The following is a 17,565-nucleotide window of genomic DNA, read 5'->3' on the forward strand; positions in this document are numbered from 1 at the left end:
TGTGCGGTCGGACCCCGGCGACTTGGTCTGAGCTGTGGTGGGTTCAGCCGGTCTGCTGCAGGAGCACGTGCAGGTGCTGCGTTGCGGGAGCCAGCCGGTATTGCGGTAGCACACCCTGACCGCAGGAGGCGCTGCCGACTCCGCTGACCGTCGCGTCCAGCGAGATCCACGTCTCGGTCGGCACCGGCAGCTCATGGTCGTGCCCGGTCGCCGCAACCACGCCGCGGGACCAGGGGCGTACGGTCAGCGGCAGCGCGCTCCCCCGTACCCGCAGGGCCGATCCGCCCAGGTCGATCGTGGCGTCGTCCACGCGACGTGCGCCGTGCTCCTGCGGACGGACGGTACGCACCGCGTAGTCGTCGCGGTCGGCGACGAAGGTGCCGTACCGGGCGCCCTGGCCGGTGTCCGGGTACTGGGGGCCCGGCCCCCAACCGGTCCAGCGAACCTGCGTGGTCGGCGCGGCCAGGCGCAGGTCGATCCCGGCCCGACCCCAGTCGCACGGCCAGCGGCCGTAGGGCTCGATGGTGCACTCGAGCGCCACCGAGTTGCCGTCGCTCGTCCAGCGCCAGGTCACGTCGACACCGGCGTCGAGCACGGGCGGTCCGTTGCGGGTCCGCACGACGAGTGCGGGTCCGTCGGCGGTGACCTCGATCAGACGGGTACGCAGATCATCCAGCCGGGCTGCGGCCCACTGCTCGGCGACGGGGGGCAGTTCCGGCTCCTCCGAGGCCATACCGCGATCGTTGTCGGTCGGCGCCCGCCACAGGCCCACCGCCACGTCGTGCAACGCGAGAGTGCCGAGCCGCACAGGCATGCCGGTGTGCTCATCGAAGACGGCCGGTCCGAGGTGGATCAGACCGTCGCTGTCCCGGCGCGGGGCCACCGGGGCGGCGGCGAACGAGGGGATCGGGCGGGCCGGGACCTGCTGGGTCCAGGCGACCTCGTGGCCGGCCGGGCACCCGTCACCGGCCGTGCGGCGACGCAGCACCACGGTCACCGTGGCCGAGGGCGGCAGCCGCAACGGGACGACGGCGCTGCTGCCGGCAGGGATCTCCGGCAGGGGGACGGGAACGCTCGACGCCGGCTCGGGGCCGTCGAACGTACAGCTCGCCTCCAGGTGTGACAGGTCCAGGCTGTGGTAACGGTTGACCACAGTGAGGGTGGACCGGTCCGCGGCCAGTTCCAGGCTCACCGGGGAGAACACCCGGGCCAGGTCCGCCAGGCCCGGCCCGGGCGTCCGGTCAGCGTGCACGAGCCCGTCCACCACGAAGTTGCCGTCGTGCACCCGCTCGCCGAAGTCACCGCCGTACAGCTGTCCGGGTCGCCCGTCGGGGCCGGTTGGACCGTCGAGGGTGTGCTCGACCCATTCCCAGATGAAGCCGCCGGCCAGCCGCGGATACCGGTGGAACAGATCCTGATATTCGCTGAGGCCACCCGGGCCGTTGCCCATGGCGTGTGCGTACTCGCACAGCAGGAACGGCAGTCGTCGCCGATGCTGCTCGTCCGGGTCGGTGAAGGTCTCGGCGGGTGGCTCGGTGGCGATCGCCTCGACCTCGTCGACGAGCGCGTACATCCGCGAGTACAGGTCGACATGGCGGGATCGACGGTCGCCCTCGTAGTGCACCAGCCGGTCGGGGTCGCGGTCGCGGGTCCAGCACGCGATCGCGTCGAGGTTCGCGCCGGTGCCGGCCTCGTTGCCCAGCGACCACACCAGGACACTGGGGTGGTTCTTGTCCCGCTCCACGGTCCGCTGCATTCGATCCTGGTAGGCCGCCAGCCAGCGCGGGTCGTCGCTCGGGTTGCTCCGCCAGCCCACCCGCTCGAAGCCATGCGTCTCCAGGTCGTTCTCGACGATGAGGTAGAACCCGAGTTCGTCGGCGAGGTCGAGGAAGTCGGCCTGCGGCGGGTAGTGCGACGTCCGGATGGCGTTGATGTTGTGCTGCTTCATCAGCAGCAGTTCGGCGCGGGCCGCCGCCAGGTCCACGCGGCGGCCCTGCCGGGGGTCGTGCTCGTGCCGGTTCACCCCCTTCAACAGCAGCGGTACGCCGTTGAGCAGCAGGCAGGCGTCCTCGATGCCGACGGTGCGGAAACCGATGCGCAGGTTCACCGTCTCGGCGGGGGTGTGTACCTGCGCGTCGTACAGCGTGGGCGTCTCGGCGGTCCACGGTGCGACCGAGACAACGTGGTGCGGCACGCCCACCGCGACGTCGTGCAGTCCGAGCGCCGGCACGCTGAGCGTGGCCGGCGCCTCGGCACCCGCGCTGAGCTCGACGTCCACCCGCAGCGTGCCCGAGCCGTCGCGGTGGTCGAAGCCGGCGTGGACGAAGACGTCCCGTACCCCGCCGCGCGGGCGGGCCAGCAGCGTGACGCTGCGGAAGAGGCCGGGCAACCACCACATGTCCTGGTCCTCGAGATAGCTGTGCGCGGACCATTGCGCCAGCCGAACCGCCAACACGTTCGTTCCCGGCTGGAGCACACCCGTGCAGGCCAGCTCGGTGGTCAGGCGGCTGCCCCGCAGCGTGCCCAGTTCCACTCCGTTCAGCCACACCGTCGCCGCGCCATCGACGCCCTCGAAGCGCAGCACGCAGGGATGGGCGAGCAGCTCGGGCGCGGCGACCAGCACCAACCGGTGCTCGGCGACCGGGTTGTCGTCCGGTGGAAATGGCGGGTCGACCGGAAACGGGTAGTCGACGTTGGTGTAGCTGGGCGAGCCGTGTCCTTGCAGGGGCAGGTGCCCGGGCACCTGCACGGGGGTCCAGTTCGCCGGGTCGAGTCGGGCGTCGAGGTGTTGCCAGCCGTCGTCGGCGACGTGTCGCGGTGACGGGCGCAGCCGCACCTGCCAGGTGCCGTCGAGCACCTGCCGGGGGGCGTCGGAGTGCAGGTGCGCGCGTGGCGGAAGTGCCCCGCGCCCGGGTAGCGGTGACGCGAGGTCGGTGAGCAACCGGGTCGCCGTGGGGGTCGTCGGCGTGGTCATGGTCAGTCGGCTCCTCGCGTCGAGTCAAGGGTCACTGCGGCGGCCAGGCTGGGCCGGGTGCGTCCGGTCGCCGGCTACCGCGCCCGGGATGTTCACCCGGCGGCAGCAAGGACAAGCGCGCCCTCGACCGGGGCTGCGGTGAGCACCTGGAGGGTCAGCTGCGGCGCGTGCACCCGCAGGCGTTCCCGCAACCGGTCCTGTAGTTCTGGCTGTGCCGTGAGCACTCCCCCGGCGCCGACGACCACTGATCCCAGTGCACCGCGGCGACCCAGAGCCGCCAGGTTGCGCGCCAGGATGTCCGCGGCCTCGTCGACGACCGCGCCGGCGGCCGGGGAGCCCTGCCGCAACGCGTCGAACACCAGTGGCGCGTGCCGCCCCCACGCGTAGGCGCTCTCTGCGCAGACGGCAAGCGCCAGGTCCGCCGGGGTCCGTACGTCGTACGCCGCACAGAACAGCGCCATCGCCGGGTCGGCGACGGCCGCCTCCGGGCCCTCCTCGTCGGCGTACCGCAGGCACCTGCGGATGGTGTCGCGCACCAGGGCGGGGGCGCTGCCGTAATCGGCGATCAGGGCACCGTACCCGTCAGCGGACAGGCCCCTTCCCTGCTCGTCGCGGCCTAAAGCGATCGCGCCGGTGCCGACGATGAGTTGCAGGCAGCGTTCCAGCCCGGCAGCCGGTCCGAGCAGTTCCGCGTCGTTGACCACGCGCACCACACCCGGTAGGTGGCGGCTCAGCTCGGCGGCAGCCACCGCCCGCTGTTCGGGCGTGTCCAAGTCGTGCAGGCCGATGACGATCCGACCGTAGGCCGGGGACAACTCGCCCACGAGGGCGGCGAGGCGTTCGAAGTTCGCCAGGTCGGAGAACATCGCTCCGCGGCGCCAATCGGCGGAGGGAACCACGACATCCCGGCGGTTGCCGTCGGCACCCACCACGGCCACATGGGTCTTGGTCCCGCCGACGTCGACACCGACGATCGCGGTGCGGGTGGGGGCACCGTGCGGCGGGCGGGGCCCGGACCTGGTGTCGTGCTCAGACAAGGTAGACCGATCCCTTGGTCCGGCGGGCCATCAGTTCGCCGACACCGACCAGCGGGGCATCGTCGCCCAGTTGGCCGCAGACGACGCGCGGAGGCAGCGGGATACGCCCGGTCAGCCGGTGTTCCAACGCGCGTACGACACCGGCCGGGTCGCGCGGAAGTTTCCCGGACAGCACGACGATCTCCGGATCGAAGACCGTGGCCAACGCGGCGACGGCCAGGGCGAGGTAGTCCAGCAGCACCTCGGCGAGTTCACCGGCCTGTGGGTCGCCGGTGGCAACGGCGTCGAGCAGCCCGGCCGCGCCGGATGTGCGCTGGTCTGGCCGATAGCGGGCGGCCGTGTCGTTGATGCGCGATTCCAGATCACCGTGCTGGGCGAAGAGCGTGCCGAGGGAGTCCCGCCCGGTGAGCAGATAGCCGATCTCGCCGGCACCGGCCCGGGCACCCCGGATCAGTCGCCCCCCGGCGACCAGTCCGGCGCCGACACCGATGCCGAGAACCAGGGACGCCAGGCTCTCGGCGCCGATGCCGGCACCCTGCGTCCATTCGCCGAGGGCGATCGCGTTCGCGTCGTTCTCCACCAGGCATGGCAGCTCGAAGCGGCGCTCGACGATGGCGCCGACGGCGAGACGCTGCCAGCCCAACTCCGCGGAGTTGGACACCTGGCCCTCGTCGTCCACGACGCCCGGCACGGAAAGTGCCACCCCGAGTGCGACTCGCTGGTCGGCGCGGGCCCGGTCGAGTAGCTCGCCGATGAGTTCGAGCGTCGCCTGCAGCCGGGCATCGGGGCCGGTACCGGGCTCGACCGGGCGGCTCGTCCGGTCGAGGTGGGAGCCGTCGACCCCGACGAGTACGCCGCGCAGGCTGTCGGCGCTGACGCTGGCCGCCACGACGACCCGCCGTTCGCCGGCGAACCGGAACAGCGTCGACGGACGTCCGCCCCGGGACTTTTCGGTCCCGCAGCGTTCGATGATCCCCGCGTCGGCGAGCGCCGAGCACAGCCGTTCGACGGTGGCCGGGCTCAGCCCGGTGTGCTCCCGTAACGCGCTGCGGGTCAGCGGACCCCGCTGGGCGAGGGTGTCGAGGATGGCCGTGCGGTTGATCTCCGTGACGTCCCTCGTCGTCGCCGTCCGCGCGGTCGTTCTGCTGGTCATCCGCCCCTCGCTACTTTTCGCTTAGTACGAGATGAAAGCATGCCGTGACCGACCGATCAAGGCCACGCTTCGGTAGCTTCACCCCTACCGCAGCTATGAAGATCATCCAGAGGAGGCGACCATGACAACGCGGACGACAGTCCGGCCCGGCCCGAGGTGGCCCCGATGACCACGCACCAGGACGCCCTGTTCGTCGCCGAAGTGCGCGCCGCCCTGGCCGAACGGATCCGGTCGATCGACCGCGAAGCAACGGCCGGGCCGGACGCGTGGCGGGAACTCCAGCATCGCGCGCTGGCTGAACGGATCAAGGCACTGGCGGCGGCGACGCACCGCGTTAACGATCCCACCGGCGCCCTCGACGGTGTCGACCTACTCGGCCACGCGACTCGACTCGCGGTCCGGCTGACCGAGTTGCAGGGCCCGAGCGGACTGTTCACCGGCGGGGACAACGTCGACTCACCACCCGACTCCGCCTTCAGCATCAACGACCTCGCCGACGCGCTCCTGCTGCTGCGGCACGCGGAGAACCCGGTGCCCGGCGAGCCGCCCCTCACGCAGCTTCTGCAACGCCTGCTGCTGGCCGCCAGCCCGGCGTTGACCGAGGGCGGCGTGCACACACCGAACCACCGCTGGGAGATCGCGGCGGCCCTCGCCCGGCTGTTCCTGGTCACCCCGCAGCCGGCGCAGGCCGACCGGGTCGACCAGTGGCTGGCCGAGGGGATCGACATCGACGACGACGGGCTCTACTCCGAACGCAGCGCCAACTACGCGGCACACGTGTCCAACCCGTCGTTGCTCACCGTCGCCTCGGTCTTCGATCGGCCGGACCTGGTCGACGCCGTCGAACGGAATCTGGACGCCACCCTCGACCTGCTCCTGCCGGACGGGACGGTGGAGACGGTGCTGTCCCGACGGCAGGATCAGAATCGACCGATTCCACTGGCCGACTATCTGCTTCCGCTGCGCCGCGTGGCATTGCTGCGCGGGCGCGGCGACCTGGCCTGGGCCGCCGGGCTCGCGCTGGAGCAGGGGATCAACGCACCGACGGACGCCGCCGCCCGGCTGGTGCTGGACCCCGACATCGCGGACACGCTGCCCGCGCCAGTGCGGCCGCAGCGACCACGCCGCCGCGTTTTCGGGGCTGCCGGGCTGCTGATGGTGCACCAGCCGAGCACGACGACGGTGATCTTCGGCGGTTCGGACTATCCACGCCATGGGCGGATCCGGTCCGGGTTGGCCAACTCGCCGACGTTCCTGCGACTGTTTGCCGGAGCGGCGGTGCTGGACAGCGTACGCCTGTCGCGGGTCTTCTTCGGGAAGGGCCCGTTCCGTCCCGAGGGACTGACGGTCGAGTGGGACGCAACGGCAGAGCCAGCCGTGCTCCTGGCCGAAACCGTGTCGGCGTCCTACTACCAACCCCTGAACACCGCCGACTGCGACCCGCGCGGGGACTACCGGCTCGGCGACGAGGGCCGGTTCAGCGCAGCCATGGACTTCGACCGGCGGACCCGGGACGACCGGGTGCTGAACACCGCGATTCGGGCCCAACCCACCGCCACGGGTGTGGAGTTGACGGTCGACCTGACCGGAGCGGTGGTCGACTGGACGCTCGAGTGGGCGTTCCGTCCCGGAGGCGTTCTCACCGGCGCACGCCCGATCGGGGTCGACCGGTGGCAACTCGACCTGCCGGCGGCGGCCGAGGCGGGGCCGGTCAACGCCAGCTACCAGTTCGGTCGCGACAGCATCACGGTTTCGGTCCTCGAGGCGTCGGGCGGGCAGGATCTCCCCTGGTCAGAAGCGTTTTCACCACCGGCGTACGAGCCCGGCGAGGAGTACCGGTTCCTCGGCGGCACGGACGCCGCGGCGGGACCACGGCTGTACCTCTCGGGACGGGTCCCCGCCCGCGTCCGGGTGCACATCAGCGCGGAGAGCGCCGGCTAGGCGCCCGCCGCGGTGGCTGGCCCCACCCATTGGCACCCCGATAGGACATTCGTTTGTCAGGACAACAGGACAACCGATGCGAGCTGTACGTCTGACCGTTGACCGGAAAGCGCTTACCCGTTAACGTCCCTCGCCACTAGGACGCAGATCACCAAGGAGACGGTCATGAATGCTTCCATAACGGGCCGGAGAGGACTACGACGTTGGCAGTGGCTGCCGATCGCGGTCGCCACGGCGGTGGCCGTCACGGCCTGCGGTTCGGACTCGGGCTCTGGCGACGAGGACGCGAAGGTCGATAAGATCACGTTCTGGCTCTCCACCTCGGCCCAGCTGGACGGTTACACCGACCTGGCCAAGGCGTTCGAGGCCAAGGAGGGCGTCTCCGTCGAAATCGTGAACCTGCCCTACGACGGCTACCAGGACAAGCTGCGGCAGTCCGCGCAGGCCAACTCCCTACCCGACGCGGCCAGCGTGCCATCGCTGGACCCGATCTGGATGAACCAGCTCCAGGACCTGAGCCAGACGGCGAAGAACCCCGACTACAAGATCATTGAGAGCCTGGTCGCCGAGTTGGACGGCAAGGTTCTCGCCATCCCGTCCGACGTCACCGCGGCCGGTCTGTTCATCAACAAGAGCCTGTTCGACGAGGCCAAGGTCAGCTACCCGACCGATCCGTCCAGCACCTGGACCTGGGACGAGTTCCTCGCCGCGGCGACGCAGGTCCGCACCGCGACGAAGGCCAAGTACGATCTGGTCTACGACAACTCACCAGCGCGGATCCGGGCCTTCATCTACGGCCACGGCGGCAAGGGCTTCCAGCTCGGTGACGATCTCAAGTACACGATGCCCGACGCCGCCACCGTGGAGGCGTTGAGCAAGTTCAAGTCGCTCAACAACGACCAGGTCATGCCGAAGTCGGTCTGGACCTCCGGCGCCGACCCGAACGCCCTGTTCAAGAGCGGCCAGGTGGTCGCCTACTTCTCCGGGGTCTGGCAGGTCGCCGACTTCGCCGAGAGCATCACCAACTTCGAGTGGGTCAGCGCGCCGACGCCAGCCCAGCCGGTGCACGCGACCGACATCAACACCGGCGGCAAGATGGTCGCGTTCAACAACGGCGCCACGGCGGAGGCAGCCAAGAAGTGGATCGACTTCATCTTCCAGCGGGACAACTACACCAAGCTGTCCGAGGTCAACGGGTACCTGCCCGTCGAGACCGGCCTGGCCCTGAACTACCCGTTCGAGCAGAAGGCCGCGCTGGACGCGTTCGCGCTCTACAACAAGGAGATCGAACTCGCTGACCCGATCTCCTCCTCCGGTCAGGCGAACGGCACCAAGCTCAATCTTGCCGGCAAGGCGATCCAGGACGACCCCACCAAGGCCGAGATGGCCAAGTTCATCAACGGTGAGCAGGACGTCCAGAAGACCGTCGAGAACATCGTCAACGGCCTCAATTCACAGGTGAGCTGACGCCGCGACGCAGGTCCCGCTGGCATCGAGCGATGCCAGCGGGACCCGTACGTCAGTCGAGCCAGGCGACTTCGCGCGAGCGCTGGAGTTCAAAGGAGAGCACCAATGGTGGACAGCATCCGCCCGCCGGCCAAGGCACCGCGCACCGGCGACGTACCGCGCGGACCGGAGCCGGCGCGACCACGCCAGCGCAACTGGCGCCGGCGACGGCTCAACAGGTACACCGGCGCACCCCTGGTGCTGATCTCGGTCAACCTACTGCTGTTCGGCACGTTCTTCGTCTGGCCGGCGATCACCGGCCTGATGTATTCGTTCACCAGCTACACCGGCGTGGGCCCGGCACCCTTCGTCGGCCTGGACAACTACCAGCGGCTGCTACAGGACGAGGCGTTCTACTCGGCGCTGATCCGCACGTTGATCTTCACGGCGGGCGTGGTGCCGCTGACCATCGTGCTCTCCCTGGCCACAGCCGTTCTGCTGGTCACCCCGTACACCAAGGGCAAGGCGGTGGCCCGGGTGGTCTTCTTCCTGCCATGGCTGATCTCGCCGATCATCGCCGGTGTCATCTGGCGCTGGCTGTTCGGCGAGAACTTCGGGTTCGTCAACTACATCATCATCTCGCTGGGTGGCAGCGAGTTGCCGTGGCAGTCCAACGCCAACCTGTCGCTGATCGTCGTCATCATCGCCGGGGCGTGGGCCAACACGGCGTTCAACATGCTGCTGTTCGTCGCCGCGCTGAAGAACGTGCCGACCGTGTACTACGAGGCGGCGTCGCTGGACGGGGCGGGTTCCTGGGCCAAGTTCCGTCGCATCACGCTGCCCGCGATCGCGCCGACGACCTTCATCGTGGTGCTGCTGACAATCCTGAACTCGATGAAGGAATACGCGCTGTTCAAGACGCTCAACGACGGCGGCCCCGGCACCGCCAACAACCTGCTCGTCCAATACATCTACACGAAAGGCTTCGAGCGGGCCCAGATCGGCTACGCGAGCGCGGCGTCGTTCGTGCTCATGTTGATTCTCATGATCGTCGCGATCGTGCAGCTCGTCATGAACCGCCGGAAGGAGTCCTGACATGGCCGCCACCACCACGACACCCCGCTTCTCGGCGCTGCGGCGCAAGCGGCCGAACGCACCCGGTGAACTGTCCAAGAAGTTCTGGGCGAGCGCCGTCATGTGGCTGCTGGTCGTCGTGTACGGCTTCCCCGTCCTGTGGTTCCTGCTGAGTTCGGTCAAACCCGCCGGCGAGTTGTTCTCGTACCCGCTCACGTTCTTTCCCGAGGACGTGACGTTCAAGGGGTACACCGAGGCGTGGACGAGCTTCGACGTCGGGACGTACTTCGTCAACACCATGATCGTTGCGGTGTCGGCCACGCTCCTCACCATCGCGGTCAGCGCAGCATGCGGCTACGCGCTGGCCAAGTACAACAACTGGTGGGTGAAGGCGTTCACCATCTGCATCCTGGCCACCACGATGCTGCCGGGGGAGGTCCTGCTGTCCCCGCTGTTCGTCGTCGTACGCGACCTGGGCCTGTACAACAACCTCGCCGCTGTCGTGGTGCCGGCGGTGATCACCGCGACCGGCACGTTCATGTTCCGGCAGTTCTTCCTCACCGTGCCGAGCGACCTGCTGGAGGCGGCCCGTATCGATGGATCGGGCGAGTTGTCCACGTTCATCAGGATCATGCTGCCGCTGTCGCGGCCGATCATGCTGACCCTGGCGATCTTCTCGTTCCAGTGGCGTTGGAACGACTTCCTCTGGCCGTTGGTGGTGCTCAACGACCCGAACAAGTTCACCATCCAGATCGGTGTCTCGTCCATCGTGGGCGCCCAGAACGTCAACTGGTCCGTCCTACTCGGCGCCTCGGTCCTGTCGATGATCCCGCTCGTCGCCATCTACCTGCTCCTGCAGCGGTACGTGATGAACGCTGACATCAACGCCGGCCTGAAGGACTGAGTCCACTGCGTCCGCCCCGGTCAACGGTTGTAGACGGTGACCTCGATCGCGTAGTGGTCGGCGCGGTACAGGTTGTCGGCGTACTCGACCGCACGCCCCTCGGCGTCGAACGCGGTGCGCTGCATGCTGATCAGAGGCGCGTTGTGACCGATCTCCAGCAGCCGGGACTGGGCGCTGGTCGCCGGCCGCGCGGTGATCCTCTGGCGGGCTATCGTCGGCCGGCCGTTGCGCTCGCCGAGCAGCCGGTAGAGGCCCTGCTCGGCGAGATCGTCGGCGGTGATGTCGTCGAACCGGGCGGGCAGCCAGTTGCGGAGGATGGCCAGCGGCAGTCCGTCGGCCGACCGCAACCGCTCGCAGTACAGCAGCCGTTCGCTGGCGGGCAGGCCGAGTTCCCGGGCGGCATGCCGGTCCACGCAGTCGAGCACGAAGCGCAGCACCTGGGTCCGGGGTTGCCGGCCGGCGGCGGTCAGGTCGTCGTGCAGGCTGGTCAGCGCCACCCGGCGGCGCACCAGCGTGTCGTTGACCCGGGTGCCCACCCCCCGCTTGCGGGTGAGCATCCCGTTCTCGACCAACTCTTCGATCGCCCGGCGCATGGTCGGCCGGGACACGTTCAGCGAGGCGGCCAGATCGATCTCGTTGGGCAGCAGTTCGCCCGGCACGAGCTCGCCGTTCTCCACCGCCTCGGTGAGGCGGCGGGCGATCTGGAAGTACAGCGGGATCGGACTGTGTCGGTCGATGGGGATGCGGGGAACGGGCATGGGCGGCATCTTCCCGGCCGGAGTGACAATCCCCGCACTTTGTCACCCCGTTCGAAAGAATGTCAAGACAAAGCCTTGACGTGCCTCGTTGGCAGGCCCGAAGCTTGCTCGCACACCCCGCCAGCCCCGCCACCACACCGTCTTCGAGATCGGGCGCACCAGCGCGTGAACTGCGACAGAAACCTCGTGGAGGAAAGTCCGATGGAACATTTCGACGTCATCTCGATGGGTCGGATCGGGGTGGATATCTACCCCCTCCAGGTGGGCGTCGGCTTGGCGGATGTGTCGACCTTCGGCAAGTTTCTCGGTGGCAGCGCGACGAACGTCGCGGTGGCGGCGGCGCGGCACGGCCGGCGGGTGGCGATGATCAGCAGGACCGGTCATGACCCGTTCGGCGAGTTCGTCACGCGCGCCCTGACCGAACTGGGCGTCGAGAACCGGTACGTCTCCACGGTTGCCGGACTGCCCACCCCGGTCACCTTCTGCGAGATCTTCCCCCCGGACAGCTTCCCGCTCTACTTCTACCGGGAACCGAAGGCACCGGATCTGGCCATCGAACCCGACGAACTGGATACCGCGTCGATCGCTGCGGCCGGCGTGTTCTGGTGCACCGTGACGGGTCTGTCGCAGGAACCCAGCCGGAGCGCGCACCACACCGCCTGGGCCGCCCGCAACAGGCGTCCGTGGACCGTGCTCGACCTGGACTACCGGCCGATGTTCTGGCCGTCGGCGCAGGCCGCAACCGACCAGATCAGGCAGGCGCTGCCGCACGTCACCGTGGCCGTGGGCAACCAGGAGGAGTGCGCGGTCGCGGTGGGCGAGACAGACCCGGACGCCGCCGCCGCCGCGCTGCTCGACTTCGGCGTGGAACTGGCGGTGGTGAAACAGGGCCCCAAGGGCGTGCTGGCCCGCACCCGGCAGGAGCGGGTCGAGGTGCCCCCCACTCCGGTCGACGTGGTCAACGGGCTGGGCGCCGGCGACGGTTTCGGCGGTGCCCTCTGCCACGGCCTGCTCGCCGGCTGGCCGCTGGAGCGGATCCTGCGCTTCGCCAACGCGGCCGGCGCCATCGTCGCCTCCCGACTGGAGTGCTCGACCGCCATGCCGTACACCGCCGAGGTCGAGGAGCTGCTAGGAGTCCGGCATGGCTGACGATCTGAACTTCACCGAGTTGCGTCGGCTGCGGGCCACCCGACCGCAGGCCGTCCAGGAGGCCGCCGCCAGGCGGGTCCGGCGCCCGCTGCTGCGCCCGGACGGCCGGCTGATGCTGGTCGCCGCGGACCACCCCGCCCGTGGCGCGCTCGGCGTACGCGGCGACGGCACCGCCATGGCCGACCGGTACGAGTTGCTCCGGCGGCTGTCGACCGCGCTGCGCCGGCCGGGCGTCGACGGGGTGGTGGCCACCGCCGACGTCCTGGAGGACCTGCTGCTCCTCGGCGAACTGGACGACAAGGTGGTCATCGGCTCGATGAACCGCGGCGGGCTACAGGGCTCGGTTTTCGAGTTGGATGACCGGTTCACCGGATACGACGCCGCCGGGGTGGCGGCGATGAGATTCGACGGCGGCAAGATGCTCACCCGCATCGACCTCGCCGACAGCAGCACCGTCAGCACCCTGGAGGCCAGCGCGAGCGCGGTCTCTGAACTGGCCGCGTACCAGCTGCTGGCCATGGTCGAGCCCTTCCTGTCCCGGCGCGACGCCAACGGACGGGTGGTCAACGACCTGAGCGCCACGGCGGTGGCCCGTTCGGTCGCGATCGCCAGTGGCCTCGGCGGCACCAGCGCGTACACCTGGTTGAAGCTGCCGGTGGTGGACGACATGGCTGCGGTGATGGCGGCGACCACCCTGCCCGCGCTGCTACTCGGCGGCGACCCGGTGGGCCACCCGGAGGAGACCTACGCCAGCTGGGGCCGGGCCCTGGCGGTGCCCGGGGTACGCGGCCTGGTGGTCGGTCGGGCCCTGCTCTACCCGCCCGACGGTGACGTGGCCGCCGCGGTCGACGCTGCGGCTGCCCTGGTGCGGGCCGGCTCGGAGGTCGCGCCATGACCGCCGACGTCACGCCGGAGAGCGCCGGCTGGGACTACTCCGGCCTGCGCATCGTCGACCTGCCACCGGAGGGCACGTTCTGCTGGGACACCGGCGCCGATGAAGTGGTGGTGGTGCCGCTGGTCGGCTCCGTCACCGTGGACGCCGACGGCGAGCGGGCGGACCTCGCCGGCCGGACCAGCGTTTTCGCCGGTCCCACCGACGTCGCCTACGTTCCCCGGGACAGCACGCTCACCCTGACCAGCACGCCCGGCGGACGGTTCGCGTTGGCGACCGCCCGGGCCCGTCGCCGGCTACCGTTTTGCCATGTGCCCGTGGCGCAGGTGCAGGTGGAGCTGCGCGGCGCGGGCGCCTGCTCCCGTCAGGTGAACAACTTCGCCACCCCGGACGTGCTGGAGGCCGACCGGATCATCGCCTGCGAGGTGCTCACCCCCGGTGGCAACTGGTCGTCGTACCCGCCGCACAAGCACGACGAGCAACGGCCGGGCGAGTCGGTGCTCGAAGAGATCTACTACTACGAGGTGGCCCGGGGCGGCCCGGCCTACCAACGCGTGTACGGCACCGACGCCCGACCTATCGACGTGCTGCGCGAGGTGCGCAGCGGCGACGTGGTGCTGATCCCGTACGGCTGGCACGGACCGTCGATCGCGGCGCCCGGCTACGACCTCTACTACCTCAACGTGATGGCCGGACCCGGTGCCCGCTCCTGGCTGATCTGCGACGACCCGGCCCATGCCTGGATCCGGGGCACCTGGGCCGATCAGCCCGTCGACCCGAGGCTTCCCTTCACCCCCGACGATCCGGCACCGGCAGTGGACGGAGAACGACGATGAGGCTCACCGTGGGCCAGGCGGTCGTGCGCTTCCTGGCCGCCCAACGCAGCGAGCGCGACGGCGTCGAGCACCGCCTCTTCGAGGGCTGCTTCGGCATCTTCGGGCACGGCAACGTGGCCGGTCTGGGGCAGGCGCTGCTGGAGGCGGAACTCGCCACGCCCGGCGCGCTGCCGTACCGGCAGGCGCGCAACGAGCAGGGCATGGTGCACGCCGCCGTGGGCTTCGCCCGGATGCGGAACCGACTGTCCACCCTGGCCTGCACCACGTCGATCGGGCCAGGCGCGACGAACATGGTCACCGGGGCGGCCCTGGCCACGGTGAACCGGCTGCCCGTGCTGCTGCTGCCCGGTGACGTCTTCACCACCCGGGTCGCCGATCCGGTGCTCCAGCAGCTGGAGGTCCCGTACGCCGGTGACGTCAGCGTCAACGACACGTTCCGTCCGGTGTCGCGCTTCTTCGACCGGGTGTCGCGGCCCGAGCAGCTGCCCGCGGCCCTGCTCGGCGCCGTACGGGTGCTCACCGATCCGGCCGAGACCGGGGCGGCCACCATCGCCCTGCCGCAGGACGTCCAAGCCGAGGCGTACGACTGGCCGGCGGAGCTGTTCGCCACGCGGACCTGGCACGTGCCCCGCCCGGTGCCCGAGCCGGCGGCGCTGGCCCGCGCCGTCGAGGTGCTGCGGGCCGCCCGGCGGCCGTTGATCGTCGCCGGTGGCGGGGTGAGCTACGCGGAGGCCACCGAGGCGCTGCGCCGCTTCGCCGAGGCGACCGGGATCCCGGTGGCGGAGACCCAGGCGGGCAAGGGTTCGCTGCGCCACGACCATCCGCTGGCGGTCGGGGCGATCGGTGCCACCGGCAGCACCGCGGCCAACGCGTTGGCCCGCGAGGCGGACGTGGTGCTCGGCATCGGCACCCGCTACAGCGACTTCACCACCGCTTCGCGCAGCATCTTCGCCGCCGCCGACGTGCGCTTCGTCAATGTCAACATCGCCGCCTTCGACGCCGCCAAGCACGCCGGGGTGGCGCTGGTGGCCGACGCCCGCGCCGCGTTGGACGCGCTGACCGAGGCGCTGGCCGGACACCGCACGGACGACGCGTACCAGCAGACTGCCCGCCGCCTGGCCGCGCAGTGGGACGCCGACGTGCAGCGGGCCTACCACCTCGGGCACGGGCCGCTGCCGGCCCAGTCGGAGATCATCGGCGCGGTCAACGACTGCGCCGATCCCCGCGACGTGATGGTCTGCGCCGCCGGGTCGCTCCCCGGCGACCTGCACAAGCTGTGGCGCTCGGCGGACCCGAAGAGCTACCACGTCGAGTACGGCTACTCCTGCATGGGCTACGAGATCGCCGGTGGTCTCGGGGTACGGCTGGCCGCCCCGGACCGGGACGTGTTCGTGCTGGTCGGCGACGGCTCGTACCTGATGATGGCGCAGGAACTGGTCACCGCCGTGCAGGAACGGATGAAGCTGATCGTGGTGCTGGTGCAGAACCACGGCTTCGCCTCCATCGGCCGGCTGTCGGAGTCGGTGGGCGCCCAACGCTTCGGCACCGCCTACCGCTATCGCGGCGGCGAGGGCCGGCTCGACGGCGACGTCCTCCCGGTCGATCTGGCCGCCAACGCGGCCAGCCTCGGTGCCGACGTGCTGCGCGTCGCCACCATCGCCGAGCTGCGGGACGCGCTGGTGAAGGCGAAGTCGACCGACCGGGTGACGGTGATCCACATCGACGCCGACCCGAGCGTGGACGCGCCGTCGAGCGGCGCCTGGTGGGACGTGCCGGTCGCCGAACTGTCCGATCTGGATTCCGCGCGCTCCGCCCGGGCCGCGTACGTCGAGGCCAAGAAGGCACAGAGGAGCTACCTGTGAGGACCATCCCGCACTGGATCAACGGCGAACCGACAGCTGGGGTGTCGCAGCGCACCGCACCGGTGTTCAACCCGGCGACCGGCGTGCCCCAGGCCGAGGTTCTGCTCGCCGAGGCAGCCGACGTGCAGGCCGCGGTGGAGGCGGCGGCCACCGCGTTCGACACCTGGCAGGACGCCTCGCTGTCGCGGCGCACCAGCGTCCTGTTCGCCTTCCGGCAGCTGATGTACGACCACCTCGACGAGCTGGCCGGCATCATCTCCGACGAGCACGGCAAGGTGCTGGCCGACGCCCGGGGCGAGGTGCAGCGCGGCCTGGAGGTGGTGGAGTTCGCCTGCGGCATCCCGCAGCTGCTCAAGGGCGACTATTCCGACCAGGTCTCCGGCGGGGTGGACTCGTACACCTTCCGGCAACCCCTGGGGGTGGTCGCCGGGATCACGCCGTTCAACTTTCCGGTGATGGTGCCGAGTTGGATGCATCCGGTGGCCATCGCCTGCGGCAACACCTTCGTGCTCAAGCCCAGCGAACGGGACCCGTCCGCGTCGCTGCTGATCGCCCGGCTCTGGGCGGCGGCCGGCCTGCCCGAGGGCGTTTTCAACGTCGTACACGGCGACCGGGTGGCGGTGGACGCGTTGCTCGACTCGCCGCAGGTGGCGGCCGTGTCGTTCGTCGGCTCCACGCCCATCGCCCGGTACATCCACGGCCGCGCGTCGGCGGCCGGCAAGCGGGTGCAGGCGCTCGGTGGCGCGAAGAACCACGCCGTCGTGCTGCCCGACGCCGATCTGGAATTCGCCGCCGACCACCTGACCGCGGCGGCCTTCGGGTCCGCGGGTCAGCGGTGCATGGCCATCTCCGCGGCGATCGCGGTCGGCGACGTCGGGGATCGCCTCGTCGAGGTGCTGCGCCGCCGGGCCGCCGAGGTCCGGGTCGGTCCCGGCCGGGACGCCGCCAGCGAGATGGGTCCGGTGGTGACCCGCGAGGCGCGCGAGCGGATCATCGGCTACATCGACTCCGGCGAGCAGCAGGGCGCCACGCTGGTGGTGGACGGCCGCGCGCTGACCGTCGCCGGACACGAGGACGGCTTCTTCGTCGGCCCCACCGTGCTGGATCACGTCACCGCCGAGATGGACGCCTACCGGGAGGAGATCTTCGGCCCGGTCGTCGTGGTGGTCCGCGTCGACACCCTCGACGAGGCGATCGCGTTGATCAACGCCAACCCGTACGGCAACGGCACGGCCGTCTTCACGGCCAGCGGTGCGGCGGCCCGGCGATTCCAGCGAGCGGTAACCGTCGGCATGATCGGCATCAACGTGCCGATCCCGGTGCCGATGGCGTATCACTCCTTCGGCGGGTGGAAGGACTCGCTCTTCGGCGAGTCGCACATCCACGGCCCGGAAGGCGTGCGGTTCTACACCCGCGCCAAGGTGGTCACCTCCCGGTGGCCACAGGTGACCCAGCCGGTCGCGGCGAGTCTCCAGTTTCCGACCGCGACCTGACCCGCGCGGCCACCCCACCACTGCCACCACCGCGGCTTCGGCACGC

The 17,565-nt window shown here is 70.2% G+C and carries 13 protein-coding genes; 9 read left to right on the forward strand and 4 right to left on the reverse strand.

The window, feature by feature from the left end; translation table 11 throughout:
* Window positions 1-43 precede the first annotated feature (43 nt).
* The 3 genes from C1I93_RS00720 to C1I93_RS00730 form a co-directional block, all read right to left on the reverse strand.
* Entirely contained in the window at window positions 44-2,974 is a 2,931-nt protein-coding gene (locus C1I93_RS00720; protein ID WP_111241221.1) for a glycoside hydrolase family 2 TIM barrel-domain containing protein, read from the reverse strand.
* Between the two features lie 92 nt (window positions 2,975-3,066).
* Window positions 3,067-4,011 carry a hypothetical protein gene (locus C1I93_RS00725; protein ID WP_111241222.1) on the reverse strand — a complete coding sequence of 315 codons (945 nt, stop codon included), beginning with the start codon at window positions 4,009-4,011 and terminating at the stop codon, window positions 3,067-3,069.
* A complete protein-coding gene (locus tag C1I93_RS00730) occupies window positions 4,004-5,164 on the reverse strand; it encodes an ROK family transcriptional regulator (RefSeq protein ID WP_111241223.1) in 1,161 nt (386 codons plus the stop codon). Before C1I93_RS00730 ends, C1I93_RS00725 begins: the two co-directional genes overlap by 8 nt.
* A 165-nt stretch (window positions 5,165-5,329) precedes the next feature.
* Here C1I93_RS00730 and C1I93_RS00735 point away from each other — a divergent pair, with 165 nt between their 5' ends.
* The 4 genes from C1I93_RS00735 to C1I93_RS00750 all read left to right on the forward strand — a co-directional run bounded on the left by C1I93_RS00735 (window position 5,330) and on the right by C1I93_RS00750 (window position 10,529).
* A complete protein-coding gene (locus C1I93_RS00735; RefSeq protein WP_111241224.1) occupies window positions 5,330-7,105 on the forward strand; it encodes a hypothetical protein in 1,776 nt (591 codons plus the stop codon).
* A 165-nt stretch (window positions 7,106-7,270) separates the two neighbouring features.
* The gene (locus C1I93_RS00740) at window positions 7,271-8,572 is read left to right on the forward strand and encodes an ABC transporter substrate-binding protein (protein WP_111241225.1); all 1,302 of its coding nucleotides are present in this window, start codon (window positions 7,271-7,273) and stop codon (window positions 8,570-8,572) included.
* A gap of 105 nt (window positions 8,573-8,677) precedes the next feature.
* Window positions 8,678-9,646 carry a carbohydrate ABC transporter permease gene (locus tag C1I93_RS00745; RefSeq protein WP_111241226.1) on the forward strand — a complete coding sequence of 323 codons (969 nt, stop codon included), beginning with the start codon at window positions 8,678-8,680 and terminating at the stop codon, window positions 9,644-9,646.
* 1 nt (window position 9,647) lies between these two features.
* Complete coding sequence (locus C1I93_RS00750) at window positions 9,648-10,529, forward strand: carbohydrate ABC transporter permease (protein ID WP_111241227.1); 882 nt, start codon at window positions 9,648-9,650, stop codon at window positions 10,527-10,529.
* Window positions 10,530-10,549: 20 nt separating this feature from the next.
* Here C1I93_RS00750 and C1I93_RS00755 read toward each other — a convergent pair whose 3' ends face one another.
* Window positions 10,550-11,287 carry a GntR family transcriptional regulator gene (locus C1I93_RS00755; protein WP_111241228.1) on the reverse strand — a complete coding sequence of 246 codons (738 nt, stop codon included), beginning with the start codon at window positions 11,285-11,287 and terminating at the stop codon, window positions 10,550-10,552.
* A gap of 201 nt (window positions 11,288-11,488) precedes the next feature.
* Here C1I93_RS00755 and iolC point away from each other — a divergent pair, with 201 nt between their 5' ends.
* From iolC to C1I93_RS00780, 5 genes are read left to right on the forward strand one after another with little or no spacing between them, the layout of a single operon-like run.
* Complete coding sequence (gene iolC, locus C1I93_RS00760; RefSeq protein ID WP_111241229.1) at window positions 11,489-12,436, forward strand: 5-dehydro-2-deoxygluconokinase; 948 nt, start codon at window positions 11,489-11,491, stop codon at window positions 12,434-12,436.
* Window positions 12,429-13,331, forward strand: a complete 903-nt coding sequence (locus tag C1I93_RS00765; protein WP_111241230.1) for a Cgl0159 family (beta/alpha)8-fold protein — start codon at window positions 12,429-12,431, stop codon at window positions 13,329-13,331. Before iolC ends, C1I93_RS00765 begins: the two co-directional genes overlap by 8 nt.
* Window positions 13,328-14,164, forward strand: a complete 837-nt coding sequence (gene iolB, locus C1I93_RS00770; RefSeq protein WP_111241231.1) for a 5-deoxy-glucuronate isomerase — start codon at window positions 13,328-13,330, stop codon at window positions 14,162-14,164. The genes C1I93_RS00765 and iolB overlap by 4 nt, the downstream gene beginning before the upstream one ends.
* Window positions 14,161-16,026 carry a 3D-(3,5/4)-trihydroxycyclohexane-1,2-dione acylhydrolase (decyclizing) gene (gene iolD / locus C1I93_RS00775; RefSeq protein WP_111241232.1) on the forward strand — a complete coding sequence of 622 codons (1,866 nt, stop codon included), beginning with the start codon at window positions 14,161-14,163 and terminating at the stop codon, window positions 16,024-16,026. The genes iolB and iolD overlap by 4 nt, the downstream gene beginning before the upstream one ends.
* Entirely contained in the window at window positions 16,023-17,519 is a 1,497-nt protein-coding gene (locus C1I93_RS00780) for a CoA-acylating methylmalonate-semialdehyde dehydrogenase (protein WP_111241233.1), read from the forward strand. Before iolD ends, C1I93_RS00780 begins: the two co-directional genes overlap by 4 nt.
* Window positions 17,520-17,565: the final 46 nt, after the last annotated feature.

Origin of the sequence: Micromonospora endophytica (genome assembly GCF_003236305.1) — a bacterium.
GTDB classification, from domain to species: Bacteria; Actinomycetota; Actinomycetes; order Mycobacteriales; family Micromonosporaceae; genus Micromonospora; species Micromonospora endophytica.

What these genes read in the sequence shown, in the direction of transcription:
- iolC (WP_111241229.1), top strand. Translation starts at nt 11,489, where the DNA reads ATGGAACATTTCGACGTCATCTCGATGGGTCGGATCGGGGTGGATATC.
- C1I93_RS00750 (WP_111241227.1), top strand. Translation starts at nt 9,648, where the DNA reads ATGGCCGCCACCACCACGACACCCCGCTTCTCGGCGCTGCGGCGCAAG.
- C1I93_RS00720 (WP_111241221.1), bottom strand. Translation starts at nt 2,974, where the DNA reads ATGACCACGCCGACGACCCCCACGGCGACCCGGTTGCTCACCGACCTC.
- C1I93_RS00735 (WP_111241224.1), top strand. Translation starts at nt 5,330, where the DNA reads ATGACCACGCACCAGGACGCCCTGTTCGTCGCCGAAGTGCGCGCCGCC.
- C1I93_RS00730 (WP_111241223.1), bottom strand. Translation starts at nt 5,164, where the DNA reads ATGACCAGCAGAACGACCGCGCGGACGGCGACGACGAGGGACGTCACG.
- C1I93_RS00745 (WP_111241226.1), top strand. Translation starts at nt 8,678, where the DNA reads ATGGTGGACAGCATCCGCCCGCCGGCCAAGGCACCGCGCACCGGCGAC.
- C1I93_RS00740 (WP_111241225.1), top strand. Translation starts at nt 7,271, where the DNA reads ATGAATGCTTCCATAACGGGCCGGAGAGGACTACGACGTTGGCAGTGG.
- C1I93_RS00765 (WP_111241230.1), top strand. Translation starts at nt 12,429, where the DNA reads ATGGCTGACGATCTGAACTTCACCGAGTTGCGTCGGCTGCGGGCCACC.
- C1I93_RS00755 (WP_111241228.1), bottom strand. Translation starts at nt 11,287, where the DNA reads ATGCCCGTTCCCCGCATCCCCATCGACCGACACAGTCCGATCCCGCTG.
- iolD (WP_111241232.1), top strand. Translation starts at nt 14,161, where the DNA reads ATGAGGCTCACCGTGGGCCAGGCGGTCGTGCGCTTCCTGGCCGCCCAA.
- iolB (WP_111241231.1), top strand. Translation starts at nt 13,328, where the DNA reads ATGACCGCCGACGTCACGCCGGAGAGCGCCGGCTGGGACTACTCCGGC.